Here is a 15,913-nt window from a genome sequence, read left to right as displayed (position 1 = left end):
CCGTAAATTTGCTTTTTTCCATACAATGAAAAGCGATTTACTTTCGAACATATATAATCCAGCTGATTTACGCGCACTTTCTGAGACGCAACTTCTACAAGTTGCACAAGAATTACGTCAATTTATAATTGAGGTTGTTTCTGTAAAAGAAGGTCATTTGGGAGCTAGTTTGGGCGTTATTGAACTTACGATTGCACTTCATTATGTTTTTAATACACCCGATGATTTGTTAGTTTGGGATGTTGGTCATCAGGCTTACGGACATAAAATCCTGACTGAAAGAAGGGAGATTTTCCATACTAATAGACAAATCGACGGAATTTCTGGTTTTCCTAAACGAACGGAAAGTGTTTACGATACTTTTGGCGTTGGACATTCTTCAACTTCAATTTCTGCAGCACTCGGAATGGCGATTGCTTCAAAATTAAAAGGTGATTTCGACAAACAGCATATTGCAATTATCGGCGATGCTTCTATTGCAAGCGGAATGGCTTTTGAAGGTTTAAATCATGCTGGAGTTACTGATGCCAATTTATTGGTTATTTTAAACGATAATGCAATAGGAATTGATCCAAGTGTTGGTGCTCTTAAAAACTATCTTACTGCAGTAAAAGAAGGAAAAAACCCTAAGAAGAATAACATGATTAAATCTCTAAATTTTGATTATTCAGGGCCAATCGACGGTCATGATCTTCCGAATTTAATCAAAGAATTGAATCGCTTAAAAAACATAAAGGGTCCAAAATTTCTTCATATTGTAACCACAAAAGGAAAGGGTTTACAGCAAGCCGAAGAAAATCAGGTAAAATATCATGCACCAGGAAAATTTGATGCTTCGACAGGAGAAATCATTTTAAAATCTGAAGAAAATTTACCGCCTAAATTTCAGGACGTTTTTGGCTTGACCATTTTAGATTTAGCCAGAAAAAATGAAAAAATAATCGGAATCACACCTGCAATGCCATCTGGAAGTTCACTAAAATTTATGATGGACGAATTGCCGGAACGTGCCTTTGATGTTGGAATCGCCGAACAGCATGCTGTAACGCTTGCAGCCGGAATGGCAACTCAAGGCATGATTGTATATTGCAATATTTATTCGACTTTTTTACAGCGTGCCTATGACCAAGTTATTCATGATGTGGCTTTACAAAATTTACCTGTTATTTTTTGTCTGGACAGAGCAGGTTTAGTTGGCGAAGATGGCGCAACGCATCATGGTGTTTTTGATATAGCATATCTGCGCTCTATTCCAAACATGATTATTTACGCACCTATCAATGAGATTGCTTTGCAAAACATTTTATATACGGCTCAATTAGGTCTAGAACACCCAATAGCAATTCGATATCCAAGAGGTCGCGGCGTGCTGCCAAATTGGGAAGTAGAAAATTTCGGACATTATGAAAAAATTAAAATCGGGAAAGCTATTTGTTTAAAACAGGGAACTAAAACGGCTGTTTTATCAACGGGAACGATTGGAAACAATGTAATCGAAGCTCTACAACAAAGTACAAATTCAGAAACTATTGCGCATTACGATTTTCCCTTTATAAAACCCTTAGACAATGAGGCTTTACACTCGATATTATCTTCATTTGATAACATAATTACAATAGAAGACGGGGTAAAAAATGGTGGTTTTGGAAGCGCTATTTTAGAGTTTGCAGCCGCAAATAATTTTAAAAATAACATCACTATTTTAGGGATTCCAGATGAGTTTATTGAGCACGGAACAGTAAACCAGTTACAACAATTGAGCAAAATTGACGTTAAAAATTTAATAAATCTTTTTTCTAATGAGCCAAAATAATTATTTTGCGGCACCAAAATATTAAAATAAACCTAATGAAATTAATACGTTCCACTCTTTTTATTCTTTTGTTTTTGTGTACAACTAAAAACTCTGCCCAACTTATACAAACAACAATAGATCCCAATAAAGCACCTAAACTGCCTTCAAATTGGGCCAAAAAAAATCAAGTAGGGTTTGATATTTCAGAAATTGCATTTGTGAATTGGAGTGCGGGGGGAACAAGTTCTATTTCCGGTTTATTTAAAGGAGAATTTGGAAGAATTTACCAAAAAGGAAATCACAAATGGGCAAATGAGCTTATTGTGAAATACGGATTAAACAAGCAAGACGGAACTGAATTGCGTAAAACGGACGATGCTTTTCAACTAAACTCAACTTACGGATTTAGAAAAGACACGGTTTCAAATTGGTTTTACTCAGCCAAGTTTAATTTTAATACGCAGTTTACCGACGGTTATAACTATCCTAATCGTGACATTGCCATCTCGAAACCTTTTGCGCCTGCTTACATATTTCTTGGAGCTGGAGCTGAAAACTCGAATAAAAAGAAAAATAGAACTTTTTACTTCTCTCCTATTACATTAAAAACTACTTTGGTATTAGATCAATATCTTGCAGATCAAGGTTCTTTTGGTGTTAAAAAAGCTGTTTATGCTACTGATCCTCTAGATCCAAATAATAAAATATTAATTGAAAGCGGTCAGAAAGTAAAAGCCGAATTTGGTATTCTTATGACAGCCTATATGAAAAACGAAATCTATAAAAACGTCTTCTACGAAAACCGATTAAGTTTATATACTGATTATTTAAACCGATTTGGGAATGTCGATATTGATTATGATACTCGTTTAGATCTTGTTGTAAATGCTTATGTTAAAGCAAATATTGGTGTTCATTTAGTATATGATGACGATATTAAAACAAAAAAAGATGTAATTGATCCTACTACAGGCGCAAAATCTCAGGTAAACGATGGACCTAGAATGCAATTACGCCAAGTTTTAGGAGTTGGTCTAGTTTATGCTTTTCAATAATACAAAACTTAATTCTCGATCATGAGAAAACAAAACACCCCATAAAGATAATTTATGGGGTGTTTTATTTTAGACATTAGCACAAAATGCTTCTGTTTAATTCTTTTTACGTCCTTGAATCGTTTCATATAACTCTAAGGCATTTCCATCTGTTAGTAATGAAACGTAATGACAAATGTGAAGCAGACGCTCGTACAAATTACCTTTATCTAAATGATGTTTTTCTGGCAGCATTTTCAAGATCAATTTATCGTAGTTTGATGCTGTTCCTTCAAATTTATTGTTGAAAGCCGTTATAAATTTATCCAGCAAAGTTTGAATGATTTGATAACCCACGATTTCTTTCTCGATCACTTCACGGCTTTGGTAAATTTTATCAACACTTAATTTGATAATATCATTCATTTGCGCTTTGTACTTACTTTTGTCTGTTAACGCAAAAGGGAAGTTTCCAGCTAGAATAGCTTCTTCGTTTTCGACAAATACATCTACAGCATCATTAATTAAAGCTCCAATTGCTAAAGCTCTTAAATAACTAATTCTGTCTTCTTTTGTTTCCAGCAATTTATATTTAGAAACCCCAATATTATCTTTTACCAATTTTATAAGATACTCTAAAGCATAATCTTCTGAAACTAAGCCAAGATTTATTCCGTCTTCAAAATCAATGATAGTGTAACAAATATCATCTGCAGCTTCAACTAAATACGCCAAAGGATGTCTTTCAAAACCAATATCACCCTCTTCTTTATTTGCGATCATTCCCATGTCATGGGCAACTTCTTCAAAAAATGATTTATCTGTTTGGAAGAAACCGTATTTTTTATCGGCAATATTACTAGTTGGCTTTTTCGGAAGACTTTCTTTAGGATATTTCATAAAAGCGCCCAAAGTAGCATACGAAATTCTAAGTCCGCCTTCAATTCCTGGACGACTTGCCGTTAATACTGAAAATCCGTTAGCATTTCCTTCAAAATCAATTAAATCCTGCCATTGTTTTGCTGTTAATTTATCTTTGTATCTTAATCCCTTTCCGCTCGAAAAATACTCTCCAATTGCTTTTTCTCCCGAATGTCCAAAAGGCGGATTTCCAATATCATGAGCCAATGATGCTGCGGCAACAATTGCCCCAAAATCATTCATATGATAACCATGAATTTCTTTTAAGTAAGGATATTTTTCGATGATTTTTTTACCAACCAAACGTCCTAAAGAACGCCCAACAACAGAAACTTCTAAACTATGTGTAAGTCTTGTATGTACGAAATCTGTTTTAGAAAGCGGAATTACTTGTGTTTTATCTTGTAAACTTCTAAAAGCAGCCGAAAAGATAATTCGGTCATAATCGACCTCAAAACCCAATCGCGTGTCATCTTGTTCTACACGTAATCTTTTGCTTGTATCGCCTTGACGTTTTAATGATAAAAGTTGTTCCCAGTTCATTTTTCTATTTTAGATTGTAGATTATTTATTTTAGATTGAGGATCTAAATTGATGATTTAAGATTTCAAAAATACATTTTATTTTAGGATAAAATTGAATAAAAATAGGTTGCAAATTAATTTGATTTAAATGTTTTGTTCGCCACGAATTTCGCGAATTTCCACGAATTAATTTAAGCTCAATGATTTGTGTTAATTCGCGAAATTCGTGGCAGAAAAACTCTAAAACTCCAAAGCCGTACTGTGTTTGATTTCGCCCATTACAAAAATACTGTTTGTGTTTCCAATGTTTTCAATGGTTGATAATTTATTCATTACAAAATCCTGATAACTAGCCATATCCTGAACTAGAATTTTAAGCATAAAATCATAATCGCCGGCAATGTTATAGCATTCTATAATTTCAGGAAGAGCAACAATATCTTTTACAAAATTGCTTCCCACGTTTTTTGCGTGTTCTTTTAGTCGAACATTACAAAAAACAGTCATGCCGCGATTCATTTTTTTTCTGTCAAGCAATGCTACATATTTTGTTATAAATCCGTCTCTTTCCAGTCTTTTTATACGCTCATAAACTGGCGTAACAGTCAGAAATAATTTACTCGCAAGGTCTTTTGTGTTGATATTTGAGTTCTCCTGAAGGTGCTTTAAGATAAGCAAATCGGTTTTGTCTAGATTTTCCATAGTTTTTTTTACGGCTGAAAGTTCGTTTAAAAGATATTCACAGTAATAAAATCTTTAAAAATGTAATTTTAAAACGCATTTTACTGAAATAATCATCAAATATAAGTCATAAAATCTAATACAATAAATTTGCTCAGTAAAAAATACTGAAATCAAAATGAAAACAAATAATTTAGGTTATCCAAGAATTGGGAGCAACAGAGAGCTCAAAAAAGCCAGCGAACTGTATTGGGCAGGAAAAATTTCGGCAGACGAACTTATCGATGCGGGAAAAGAAATTCGAATTCAAAACTGGCATTTACAAGCTGAATCCGGAGTTGATTTAATTCCGTCTAATGATTTTTCTTTTTACGATCAGGTTTTAGATTTGACCTTGACAGTTGGAGCAATTCCAGAACGTTATCATGAATTAGCCAAAACAAATTCTTCTTTAGATTTGTATTTTGCAATGGCAAGAGGGGCGCAAAAAGACGGACAGGATGTTGTTGCAATGGAAATGACAAAATGGTTTGACACGAACTATCATTATATTGTTCCTGAGTTTACAAAGAACCAAAAATTCGAATTGTTTTCAGAAAAAGTAATCAACGAATTTAAAGAAGCAAATGCTTTAGGAGTTGCCACAAAACCGGTTTTAATTGGGCCTATTTCGTATTTACTTTTAGGAAAAGAAAAAGAAGAAGGTTTTCACCGAATTGATCTTATTGATAACTTACTTCCTGTTTATTTCGAAATTTTCGAAAAACTTCAAGCAGAGAATGCAGCATATATTCAGCTTGATGAGCCTTTTTTAGCTTTAAATTTAACTAACAAAGAAAGAAGCGCTTTCACGAAAGTGTATAACGAAATCAATACTCGTTTTCCAAAACTTAAAATCATTTTAGCGAATTATTTTGATTGTTTTGGAGAAAATTTAGAAACGGCTTTGGCTTTGCCAGTTGATACTTTCCACTTAGATTTAGTTCGTTGTCCGCTTCAATTAGATGATATTTTAGAATCTGGAAAATTAAATCCAAATGTAAATCTTTCATTAGGAGTTGTTGACGGAAGAAATATTTGGAAAAACGACTTCAAAAAATCATTAGAATTAATCAAAAAAGCTACTGATGCTTTAGGCGAAAATAGAATTTTAGTAGCGCCGTCTTGTTCTTTAATTCACAGTCCTTGTGATCTGGATCTAGAAACAAACGACCAGACTCTTACTCCAGAAATTAAACAATGGCTGGCTTTTGCAAAACAAAAAATCAACGAGATTGAACTTTTAAAACAATTCGCTTCAAACGAAGTTGATACTAAAAATTCACTTGATTTTGAGCAAAATGTAATTGCAAACGACAATCGTAAAACTTCAAAATTAATTCATAATAATGAGGTTAAAAATCGTGTTGCAGGAATTACAGCTTCAGATGATAAACGTAAAAGCACTTTTGCAACAAGAAGAAAAAGCCAGATTGAAGCATTAAATCTGCCATTATTCCCAACCACAACAATTGGATCTTTTCCTCAAACAGCTGAAGTGAGAAGCTGGAGAGCAAAATTCAAAAAAGGAGAATTAACCGCTGAACAATACAACGATTTAATCGAAAAAGAAACCGAAGCTACAATTCGTTTTCAGGAAGAAACTGGAATTGATGTTCTGGTTCACGGAGAATTCGAGCGCAACGATATGGTGGAATATTTTGGAGAACAATTAGCTGGATTTACGTTTACCAAAAATGGCTGGGTTCAAAGTTACGGAAGCCGCTGCGTGAAACCTCCAGTTATTTATGGAGACGTTTCAAGACCAACTCCTATGACGGTAAAATGGTCTAAATATGCACAGTCTTTAACTTCAAAATGGATAAAAGGAATGCTTACAGGCCCTGTAACAATTCTGCAATGGTCATTTGTTCGTAACGATCAGCCTCGTTCTGAAACTTGCACGCAAATCGCTTTAGCCATTCGTGACGAAGTTGTGGATTTAGAAAATGCTGGAATCAAAATCATCCAGATCGATGAACCTGCAATTCGCGAAGGTTTGCCTTTAAGAAAAGAAGAATGGGCAAACTATTTAGATTGGGCAGTAAAAGCTTTCAGAATTTCTGCAAGCGGTGTAAACGACGATACGCAAATTCACACACATATGTGTTATAGTGAATTCAACGACATCATTAAAAACATTGCTGATATGGATGCCGATGTCATTACAATCGAATGTTCTCGCTCACAAATGGAACTTTTAGACGCATTTGCCAACTTTAAATATCCAAACGAAATTGGACCTGGGGTTTATGATATTCATTCTCCTCGTGTACCTTCAAGTACAGAAATGGTTCGTTTATTGGAGAAAGCTTCGGCTGTAATTCCAGTAGATCAGCTTTGGGTAAATCCAGATTGCGGTTTAAAAACCCGTCATTGGGATGAAACTAAAAAAGCGCTAATTGAAATGGTTGCGGCTGCTCAGGAAATGAGAGCGGCTGTTGAAAACCCTGTTATTTAATAGTTTTACCTAGAATATACTTTTGTTTTTTATGCCAGCAAGTGAGACCGAATTTAGTTATGATTCGTTTCGGTTTCACTTTCGCTGGCATTATTTTTTTATCTGAAGCAGAAAATTTTCGTTTTCAAAATTACCTCCAGTCCCGCTATCCGTTATATCTTTTCCTTGCTAAAGGAGCAAGAAAAAGGATATCACTTCTATCGGGGCTAAATAGAAAATCTTATTTTCATAAGAATTTACTTTAAATAACAAGAAGTCTTATATTTGCAAAATATTCACTTTTAAGATAACTTTTCCAATGAAAAAAAACATAAAATCTTTCGATGATCTCATTGAAGTTGAGCATGGAAAATTGGGAACCGAAAGCAGAAACCAATTTCAAGAAAAATCACAGATGTTTATCATAAGTGAAATGCTGAAAGAAGCTCGTAAAGAGGCTAATTTAACTCAAGAACAGTTAGCGGATAAAACAGGCACTAAAAAAAGTTATATTTCGAAACTTGAAAATGGAAAAGGAAATGTACAGCTTTCAACCATCATTAGAATCTTTGAAATTGGATTAAACAAAAGAGTTGGATTGACTTTTTTATAAAAAAAGCACTCCAAAAAATGAAGTGCTTCTGATAGTGAATTTATAAGCCTAACATTAAAAATTTTTAGAAATTCCAATATTTACTGTTTTACCAAAATTGAAATAAAACCTGTTGACATCAGGACCATTATTTTCATAATTTAATGCTTCATACCCTAAACCGCCAATACTGAAGTTAAGTCCAAAGCCTTTTTTCATATTGATAAAAAGTGCCGGAGTTAAACCTACATACATGCCGTCTCCTTTAGATTTACTGCGACCTGTTGCCGTCTCAAGAGTACTTTTTTCATTTTGAAAACCAGCTCCTAAATCAGCAAATACTGAAAAAGTTTCACTCAATGGAACGGAATAACGTAAAAATGCACCCGCTTTAAAATTAGTTAGTTTTGATTCTGTTTCTGTCATTCCTTCATATTCAGTTTTTGAAGAAGCTACAGCAAATTCACCTCCTACAGTCCAGTTGTCATTGAACTGATATCCAATTCTGGGAGAAAAATCAAACTGGTTGTTTTTATCTTTTTCTGTTTGAAAATCTCTATTAGTTGATGTGTAACCAATATTTCCTCCAACTAAAATTGTTCCCTTTTGGGCATTTGCAAAGCTAACCATAGCTAATGCAAGAATAAGTAGCATTTTTTTCATTTGTGATATTTATTAAGATTTCATATACAGAAAACAATTAAAATACCAATATGAAATAACAATTACTTTCTTAACAATTAATTAAAAACAACTGATCTTAAACAGGTTAAAAATTAAAATAACAAAAAGAAAAGGTTATAAAAAAAGCATCCGCCGCGGCGGATGCTTTTCTCGAAATTGAATATATATTTCAGATTAGAAATTCTTTGAAATTCCCACAGAAAATGCTTTTCCGAAAGTGAAATTGAAGTTTTTAACATTGTCTCCATTTCCATTATTTCCGTCATAATTTAAAGTATTGTATCCTAAACCTCCAATATTGAAGTTTAACCCAAATCCTTTATTAACATTAATGAAAATTGCAGGTGTAACTCCAATATAAAAACCGTCACCTTCATTTATTGTTGATAATGGTCCAACAGTGTTTGTTGTTTTTCTATTTTGATACCCAACTCCTAAATCAGCATAAGCAGAGAAAGTTTGGTTTACTGGTTTTGAGTAACGTAAAAAACCTCCTAAAGAGAAATTATTTAATTTGCTCTCTGTATTATTACTAAACTCTCTTTTAGCAGTACCTACTCCAGCTTCGATACCCGCTGTCCAGTTTTGATGAAATTGGTAACCTACTTTAGGCGAAAAAGTAAAAGAATTAGTTTTGTCTTCTGATCCAGAATTTGAAACGTTTTGAGAATTATACTCAATACTTCCCATAACTAAAATGGATCCTTTTTTTTGTGCATTTGCAAAAGTGCAGATAGCTAAAGCTGCTATCACTAAAAATTTTTTCATGATTTGGGTTTATTTTAATTTAGCATTCCTTTAGCAACAACAATGCCGCGAACCTATTGGGTTTTATTTATTTTATGGTTTCTTTAAAAGACAAATTTTAGCAATCAAGATTATTTCTGTTTACTTTTGTAGCAAATAAAAAGTCTATGTCGATCGAAGTTAACAACATATCAAAAAGTTACGGAACTCAAAAAGCACTAAACGAAATTTCATTCTCTATTCAAAAAGGAGAAATTGTGGGATTTCTTGGTCCAAACGGAGCGGGAAAATCTACTTTAATGAAAATCTTGACTACTTATTTGCTTGCCGACGACGGCTCAGCCCTTGTAAACGGTCACGATGTCATGACGAATGCAAAAGCAGTACAGCGTTCTATTGGATATTTACCAGAACACAATCCGTTGTATTTAGATTTGTATGTTCGTGAATATTTGGCTTTTAATGCCGATGTTTATCAGGTTGCAAAATCAAGAATCGAAGAAGTAATTCAACTGACAGGACTGTCAACCGAAAGCCATAAAAAAATAGGACAATTATCAAAAGGGTACCGCCAGCGTGTGGGACTTGCGAACGCTTTACTGCATAATCCTGATGTTTTAATTTTAGACGAACCAACTACTGGTCTAGATCCTAACCAGTTAATGGAAATACGAAATGTAATCAAAAATGTGGGTAAAGATAAAACTGTTTTTTTATCAACTCATATCATGCAGGAGGTTGAAGCTATTTGCGATCGTGTCATAATTATTGACAAAGGAAATATTGTTGCTGATAACAAATTAGATCATTTGGTTGCTGCAAATAAAGAGCAAGTTATTGAGGTTGAGTTTGATTATCAGGTTGAAGAGCAGCTTTTAGCAAGACTTGAAAATATTGCTTCGTATAAAAATACGCATGACATGACATGGGAACTTACTTTTGTTACTGAAAAAGATATGCGTCCTGCCATTTTTGATTTTGCCAACGAAAATGGCTTAAAAACACTGCAATTGAATCAAAAAAATAAAAACTTAGAAGCTGTATTTAGAGAAATTACTAAGTAGTTTTCGATCTCGGATTTCAGTTTCAGCTTATCCAACAAAACCAGTTTATTCTTTTACAGAATAAACTGGTTTTCTGTTTTATAAAATCTTCAAAAGAAACAATTTACAGTTCTAAAATCATTATTTACACGTCCTGAATCGCAAAAACAACGTTGAAGCTTAATTCATCTTCTCTCGTTATCAATGGTTTACAACTAAAAGCATCAAATTTGAATTATTTTTATTTAGACTTGATATAAATAGTGTTATATTTGCAGGATCAATCTCAATAATACTGCACAAATGCCACATTTATTTCACTTCATAATGTCTCTTTTTTATTCCTTTTATAATTATGTTGAACGCTTCAAAAAGTTACTTTCAGATAAAATCGAACAAATCGTTTTACATTAAAAAAACAACTCATTTATAAAAGCACAAAACGACATGAAGAACATTTTAACCTCTATTATGCTCGCGTTTTCAGTATACTCCTATTCACAGACAGAAAAAGAAAAAGACAGTCTGGTTGAAACATCTATTAATGTTTTAGATGAAATTGTAATTACAAAAAAGAAAGTTTTATATACTCAAAAATCAGATCGCCTAGTTTTTAATGTCGAAAACAGTATTGTATCTGAAGGCGGTACAGCGCTGGATGTTTTATCTCGTGCTCCTGGAGTAGTAGTTTCGCAAGACGGCGATTTGTCTATTCGAGGACAACAGGGGGTTGCTGTTATGATTAATGGTAAATTAACACAGCTTTCTCAAAAAGAATTGGCTAATTATTTGAAATCAACCACTTCTTCAAATATTAAACAAATTGAAGTTATAACGAATCCTTCTTCTAAATATGATGCAGCGGGAAAAGCCGGAATCATAAATATTATTCTAAAAAAACCAAGTACTTCAGGGATAAAAGGAACTGCGTTTGCGAGCTATGGCCGTGGACGAAAAAACAGAACTAATTCTGGTGTTAACTTAAGTTATAATAAAGACAAATTTGGTGTTTATGGTAATTACAGTTACACTTTTAGAGGTGAAGAGGAACGCAAAGAATTTAATCAAACGCAATATACAGATATAACGCGTCAGCAAATTGACACTAAAAATCATCAAACCTCAACTACAGACGAACCGCTTACTTCGAACAACTTTAAAATTGGAACCACTTATGAAGTTTCTCCTAAAACGAATTTAGAGTTTTATGTCGATGCTAAATTGGGGCGTTATGAAAATATCGCCAACGGCCGAAACTCTTTAAGCAATGCCCAAAATCAACTGCTTTTTGATGCTTCAACATACAACGACAGTAAAGAAAAATGGAACGATTACACGTATGCATTCTCTGGAGTTCATAAGTTTAATACGGAAGGAAAAAATATGTCTTTTGACTTTGAATACGAAACTTCAAAATTTAGATCAAATCAATTTCAGAGTGCACAAAATATAGATCCTACAAACCCAAATGATATTAATGATAGAAGAGGTTTTATTCCGTCACAATTAAAAGTTTTTACAGGAAAAGTAGATTTTACCAATCCATTAAAAGAAAAACAATCAATTGAATGGGGTTTTAAAGCGAGCTTAAAAAACAATGATAATCCATCGGTTTATGAATACAACGACAATAACCAATGGATAATCGATCTTAATTCAACCAATCATTTTGAGTACAAAGAACAAATTTATGCGGCGTATGCCAATTATAAACATCAAATTGGAGATTTAAATATACAAGGCGGTTTACGTTCTGAATATACGGCAATCAATATTTTGCAAAGAACTTTAAATGAGGAACACAAAGACGATTATTTAAAATGGTTTCCGAGTCTTTCTTTAAAATACGAACTTACAAGCAATCACTCTGTTCATGCTTCTTACAGTAAAAGAATAAACAGACCGAGCCAATTTGATTTGAATCCGTTTCGTTTTTATGATGATTCATTCAATTACTCTCAAGGAAATCCAAATTTAGTTCCTGAAATTACACATGCTGCCGAAATTGGATATGCTTGGAAAAGCAATTTCATGTCTTCGTTGTATTTCAACAGCACTAAAGATGTTTTTACGGAAGTTTATACTTATGATCCGAGTACTAACACAACTGTTACTTCTCAGATAAATGTATCAAAATCTTATAATTATGGGGCAAACATTACTCATACAGCCGAACTTTACAAGTTTTGGTCTATAAACACTCTTTTCAATATTTTCGAAAATAAATTTATGGGCAACATTGTAAACTCTGATACTATTGATCCAATTGTTACGCTAAACTTAAGCGTACAAAATTCATTTACAATAACAGAAAGTCTTAAAGCTGAAGCTAACGCTCAGTATCAATCAAAATCGAACCTTGGCGTTTATCAACGTGACGGCTTTTTTGATTTCAGCGTCGGAGTTTCAAAACAAGTTCTGGCAAACAAAGGCAGTATAAAACTAAATGTTACTGATATTTTTAATACTAACAATTTTTATATTAACTCAACAGTTGGACAGACTGCTATTAATAAACGATACGATCTAGATAATCGCATTGCGACACTGTCTTTTACTTATAGAATTTAAGATCCCTTGAATTTGTTTTTGTTTTTATTTTTTTTTGAATGAGAGGAGCCTGCTAAAAGCAGGCTCTTTTTGTTTTTAAAGATATTATGCAAAAGCAGTAAATAATCACACCTCTATATGGCCGAATGAAGTCAGAGTTGTCAGGCTGAGCGAAGTCGAAGCTCACATATGCTAAATCACTTTGCGGGGCTTCGTCTTCGCTCAGCCTGACAATATGATTGTTTGTTTTCTTTATTTTAAAACAAAAAAAAGTCTCTTGCAGAATATTATTTCTTGCAAAAGACTTTCAACCAACTAACCAAACAAATAGAAACTTAAAAAGTATTCAATGTTATTTTTTTTGCTTTTTCTTTCTTCCCCACCAGATGTAAAAACCAGTAATAGGAAGACTTGCACATATTAAACTTGCTGTAAAATAGATAATCTTTGTAGTCAATCCGCCTATTGCGCCAATATGAAGACTGTAATTTGATCTCATTAACCAATCTGAGAAACGTTCATCACTAATGTATTTTTCAGATTTTGGAAGCAGTTCTAATGTTTTTGAATCAAAATATAAATCTCTCCAAATTCCTTTATACATATCTGTACAAGCATAATAATCGTCTTTGGGTTCATCAGGAAAATGAATGATAACCGCTTCTTTATTTTCCTTAGCAATTTCCGTTCGTACCTTTTTCCAGATAAAATCAGCTCCGGCCAGCTTATCTATTTGCTGTTTAGAAATTGTATCATTTTTAACCGAAACAATCTGTTCTTTTTTGTCCTTTTCATCAGCCCAGCCGCCGCTTATCCAATAAGTACTTTCGCGAAGCCAATGAAAGCTCATTAATAATCCTGTAAAAGAAATCAGCAAAGCCAAAATGATGACATAAAATCCCATAACGTTATGCAAGTCATAATTTAAACGTTTGAGTTTGGCGCTCCATTTTATTTTAAAACTGTTGTTAACCGTTGTTTTATTCCATTTTTTTGGAAACCAAAGTATAAGTCCGCTTATCAATAAAAAGAAAAAAATGAAAGTTGCCCAAGCTGTTATCTGCGCTCCTATTTCACGCTCCAGCCAAAGATTTCGATGTCCTTCATCGATAATATGAAAGAAATCTTCATGATCGACCATTCCAGTAATTTTGCCGTTATACGGATTTACATAAATCAATGAATCTGATTCAATATCAACTTTAACCGATTTATCTAAACCATTATACCATACTCCATGAATTTCTTTATTTGGCAGTACTTTTTGAACGGCAGCGTAAATTTTTGAAGGCGGCAGCAGTTTTTCCGGGCTTTGTGCTTCAACATTTAAGTATGGTGAAGTCAACTCTTTTATTTCTTGTTCAAAAACTAAAATGCAACCTGTAATTGCCATTATGAACACAATTATTCCTGAAGCAAGACCCAGCCATAAATGCAGCCAGGCATTAATTTTACTAAAACGTGATTTTCCTTTATTTGGCGGTTTACCCGTGCGGCTTTTAATAACAGTCATTGAAATTATAATTTAATAAAAGAAAAAAATGGCTTGAGCATCTTTTAAGATACTTCAAGCCATCTATAATAGATTAGAATTTAGAAAGTAAGTTTACCAATTGTTGGTAAGTAAAGACCTTCTTTAATAAGAGCTCCAGCTTTTGCATTACCTGTTGCAATATCAATTTGATAAACACGAGCTTCATCGCCAGTTACGAAACTTTTGTAAGCTTTTCCGTTTTCAACAAACAAACTTCCAACTCCAAAAAACTCATCACCACCATGATCAGGTAATCCTGTAACCGCTAAAACAGTTTTTGCTGATAAGTCAAGAATTGCTGACTTGAATATGGTTTGTGTGCTTAAGAAACTATAAACTGATTTTCCTGGATCAACAGAAGCAGGAATATAAGAGATAAAAACTTTCTCTCCGCCTAATGGATATGCTGCTAAAACTTTTCCTTTAATAGTACTTGCTTCAAGATCAAAGAAATATCCTGGATCAAATTTAGCATCTCCTTTTTTAATACGTAAAACTCCAGAAGCTGCAGCTGTAACTGGATAACCTCCTGCACGTGCATTAGATGAAAAAGTATAAATATCTCCAGATTCAGTTTGTACAATTCCTGTATTAGTATAGTACATTCCAATTGCAGTTGTTCTTGTATCTTTTATTGTTGTAACATATTCTAAAGAAGGATATTTGTAAACTCTTACAACTGCATCTGAAGATAATACTACATTTTTCTTCTCGCTTACATCTTTAGTATAAACAGGAACAAAAAGTTTGTCGCCAGAAACTGCAGCTCCAGTTGGCCAATATAAAATGTTTTTATTTCCAGGAGTCACGCTAAAGTCATTAAACTTACGACCATCGATTGAAACCGTTGCTGGATTGTAAATCATAAGTTCGTAATCTGACGAACTTCCGTCCCAAGTAGCACCAATATTGATCATTTTTTTATCATCAGTATAACCTACTGCGTACGACGATTCGAAAGCTAGTTTTCCGCCTGGAACTAGTTTTCCTGCGCTGTTAAGATGAAATGAAACTGATCCTTCATCTCCTGTACTCAATGCAAAAAAAGTATTTTGTACTGGAAAACAGCTTCCTTCTTGCTCAATTCCAACTCCTTTGGCGCTGATTTCGCCGGTCATTAATTGATCTGTAGAGTTAAAATCTAATATATATTGTGTGTAATCGTCTAACCAATATGATGCAACGTATTTTGCACCATTTACTGCTGACTCTTCTTTTGAAGATGAATCATCGCTGCTGCATGAAAAAATAGATAATGACAGAAAGCCCAATGCAAAGCATTTTGCGAATTTGTTTACTAACATGATTATAATTATTAAGGGTTATTAT

At 33.5% G+C, this 15,913-nt stretch carries 12 protein-coding genes; 6 read left to right on the top strand and 6 right to left on the bottom strand.

Annotated elements, in window-relative coordinates:
• The first annotated feature begins 25 nt into the window (after nucleotides 1-25).
• Both BOW55_RS04330 and BOW55_RS04325 read left to right on the top strand, forming a co-directional pair.
• A complete protein-coding gene (locus BOW55_RS04330; RefSeq protein ID WP_129023125.1) occupies nucleotides 26-1,813 on the top strand; it encodes a 1-deoxy-D-xylulose-5-phosphate synthase in 1,788 nt (595 codons plus the stop codon).
• 35 nt (nucleotides 1,814-1,848) lie between these two features.
• The gene (locus BOW55_RS04325) at nucleotides 1,849-2,850 is read left to right on the top strand and encodes a DUF3078 domain-containing protein (protein WP_129023124.1); all 1,002 of its coding nucleotides are present in this window, start codon (nucleotides 1,849-1,851) and stop codon (nucleotides 2,848-2,850) included.
• A 96-nt stretch (nucleotides 2,851-2,946) separates the two neighbouring features.
• Here the strand turns inward: BOW55_RS04325 and BOW55_RS04320 are convergent, their stop codons facing one another.
• Both BOW55_RS04320 and BOW55_RS04315 read right to left on the bottom strand, forming a co-directional pair.
• Entirely contained in the window at nucleotides 2,947-4,293 is a 1,347-nt protein-coding gene (locus BOW55_RS04320) for a deoxyguanosinetriphosphate triphosphohydrolase (protein ID WP_129023123.1), read from the bottom strand.
• A gap of 221 nt (nucleotides 4,294-4,514) precedes the next feature.
• Nucleotides 4,515-4,976 carry an Lrp/AsnC family transcriptional regulator gene (locus tag BOW55_RS04315; RefSeq protein WP_029271860.1) on the bottom strand — a complete coding sequence of 154 codons (462 nt, stop codon included), beginning with the start codon at nucleotides 4,974-4,976 and terminating at the stop codon, nucleotides 4,515-4,517.
• 157 nt (nucleotides 4,977-5,133) lie between these two features.
• On the opposite strand from BOW55_RS04315, the gene metE reads away from it, so the two are divergent.
• Nucleotides 5,134-7,455: a 5-methyltetrahydropteroyltriglutamate--homocysteine S-methyltransferase gene (gene metE / locus BOW55_RS04310; protein ID WP_129023122.1), complete on the top strand. Its 2,322-nt coding sequence runs from the start codon at nucleotides 5,134-5,136 to the stop codon at nucleotides 7,453-7,455.
• A gap of 298 nt (nucleotides 7,456-7,753) precedes the next feature.
• Nucleotides 7,754-8,047, top strand: a complete 294-nt coding sequence (locus tag BOW55_RS04305; protein ID WP_129023121.1) for a helix-turn-helix domain-containing protein — start codon at nucleotides 7,754-7,756, stop codon at nucleotides 8,045-8,047.
• 54 nt (nucleotides 8,048-8,101) lie between these two features.
• On the opposite strand, the gene BOW55_RS04300 is transcribed toward BOW55_RS04305, so the two are convergent.
• Together BOW55_RS04300 and BOW55_RS04295 are read right to left on the bottom strand one after the other, a co-directional pair.
• The gene (locus tag BOW55_RS04300) at nucleotides 8,102-8,689 is read right to left on the bottom strand and encodes a porin family protein (protein ID WP_129023120.1); all 588 of its coding nucleotides are present in this window, start codon (nucleotides 8,687-8,689) and stop codon (nucleotides 8,102-8,104) included.
• A 195-nt stretch (nucleotides 8,690-8,884) separates the two neighbouring features.
• On the bottom strand, nucleotides 8,885-9,478 hold the full coding sequence (locus BOW55_RS04295; protein WP_129023119.1) for an outer membrane beta-barrel protein: 594 nt from the start codon (nucleotides 9,476-9,478) through the stop codon (nucleotides 8,885-8,887).
• Between the two features lie 146 nt (nucleotides 9,479-9,624).
• Between BOW55_RS04295 and gldA the strand changes: the two genes are divergently transcribed.
• Nucleotides 9,625-10,521, top strand: coding sequence for a gliding motility-associated ABC transporter ATP-binding subunit GldA (gene gldA, locus BOW55_RS04290; protein WP_129023118.1), 897 nt, complete (start codon nucleotides 9,625-9,627; stop codon nucleotides 10,519-10,521).
• A gap of 426 nt (nucleotides 10,522-10,947) precedes the next feature.
• The gene (locus BOW55_RS04285; RefSeq protein ID WP_129023117.1) at nucleotides 10,948-13,071 is read left to right on the top strand and encodes a TonB-dependent receptor domain-containing protein; all 2,124 of its coding nucleotides are present in this window, start codon (nucleotides 10,948-10,950) and stop codon (nucleotides 13,069-13,071) included.
• A gap of 331 nt (nucleotides 13,072-13,402) precedes the next feature.
• Here the strand turns inward: BOW55_RS04285 and BOW55_RS04280 are convergent, their stop codons facing one another.
• Nucleotides 13,403-14,563, bottom strand: coding sequence for a PepSY domain-containing protein (locus BOW55_RS04280; protein WP_129023116.1), 1,161 nt, complete (start codon nucleotides 14,561-14,563; stop codon nucleotides 13,403-13,405).
• 80 nt (nucleotides 14,564-14,643) lie between these two features.
• Nucleotides 14,644-15,888, bottom strand: a complete 1,245-nt coding sequence (locus tag BOW55_RS04275; protein ID WP_129023115.1) for a DUF4374 domain-containing protein — start codon at nucleotides 15,886-15,888, stop codon at nucleotides 14,644-14,646.
• Between the last annotated feature and the right edge of the window lie 25 nt (nucleotides 15,889-15,913).

The sequence above is a fragment of the Flavobacterium sp. YO12 genome, from assembly GCF_004119495.1.
Lineage (GTDB): Bacteria > Bacteroidota > Bacteroidia > Flavobacteriales > Flavobacteriaceae > Flavobacterium.
This window is presented reverse-complemented; position numbering and strand designations above follow the sequence as displayed.

Coding starts and splice junctions, on each gene's coding strand:
- BOW55_RS04330 (WP_129023125.1), top strand. CDS start 26: ATGAAAAGCGATTTACTTTCGAACATATATAATCCAGCTGATTTACGC.
- BOW55_RS04325 (WP_129023124.1), top strand. CDS start 1,849: ATGAAATTAATACGTTCCACTCTTTTTATTCTTTTGTTTTTGTGTACA.
- BOW55_RS04320 (WP_129023123.1), bottom strand. CDS start 4,293: ATGAACTGGGAACAACTTTTATCATTAAAACGTCAAGGCGATACAAGC.
- BOW55_RS04315 (WP_029271860.1), bottom strand. CDS start 4,976: ATGGAAAATCTAGACAAAACCGATTTGCTTATCTTAAAGCACCTTCAG.
- metE (WP_129023122.1), top strand. CDS start 5,134: ATGAAAACAAATAATTTAGGTTATCCAAGAATTGGGAGCAACAGAGAG.
- BOW55_RS04305 (WP_129023121.1), top strand. CDS start 7,754: ATGAAAAAAAACATAAAATCTTTCGATGATCTCATTGAAGTTGAGCAT.
- BOW55_RS04300 (WP_129023120.1), bottom strand. CDS start 8,689: ATGAAAAAAATGCTACTTATTCTTGCATTAGCTATGGTTAGCTTTGCA.
- BOW55_RS04295 (WP_129023119.1), bottom strand. CDS start 9,478: ATGAAAAAATTTTTAGTGATAGCAGCTTTAGCTATCTGCACTTTTGCA.
- gldA (WP_129023118.1), top strand. CDS start 9,625: ATGTCGATCGAAGTTAACAACATATCAAAAAGTTACGGAACTCAAAAA.
- BOW55_RS04285 (WP_129023117.1), top strand. CDS start 10,948: ATGAAGAACATTTTAACCTCTATTATGCTCGCGTTTTCAGTATACTCC.
- BOW55_RS04280 (WP_129023116.1), bottom strand. CDS start 14,563: ATGACTGTTATTAAAAGCCGCACGGGTAAACCGCCAAATAAAGGAAAA.
- BOW55_RS04275 (WP_129023115.1), bottom strand. CDS start 15,888: ATGTTAGTAAACAAATTCGCAAAATGCTTTGCATTGGGCTTTCTGTCA.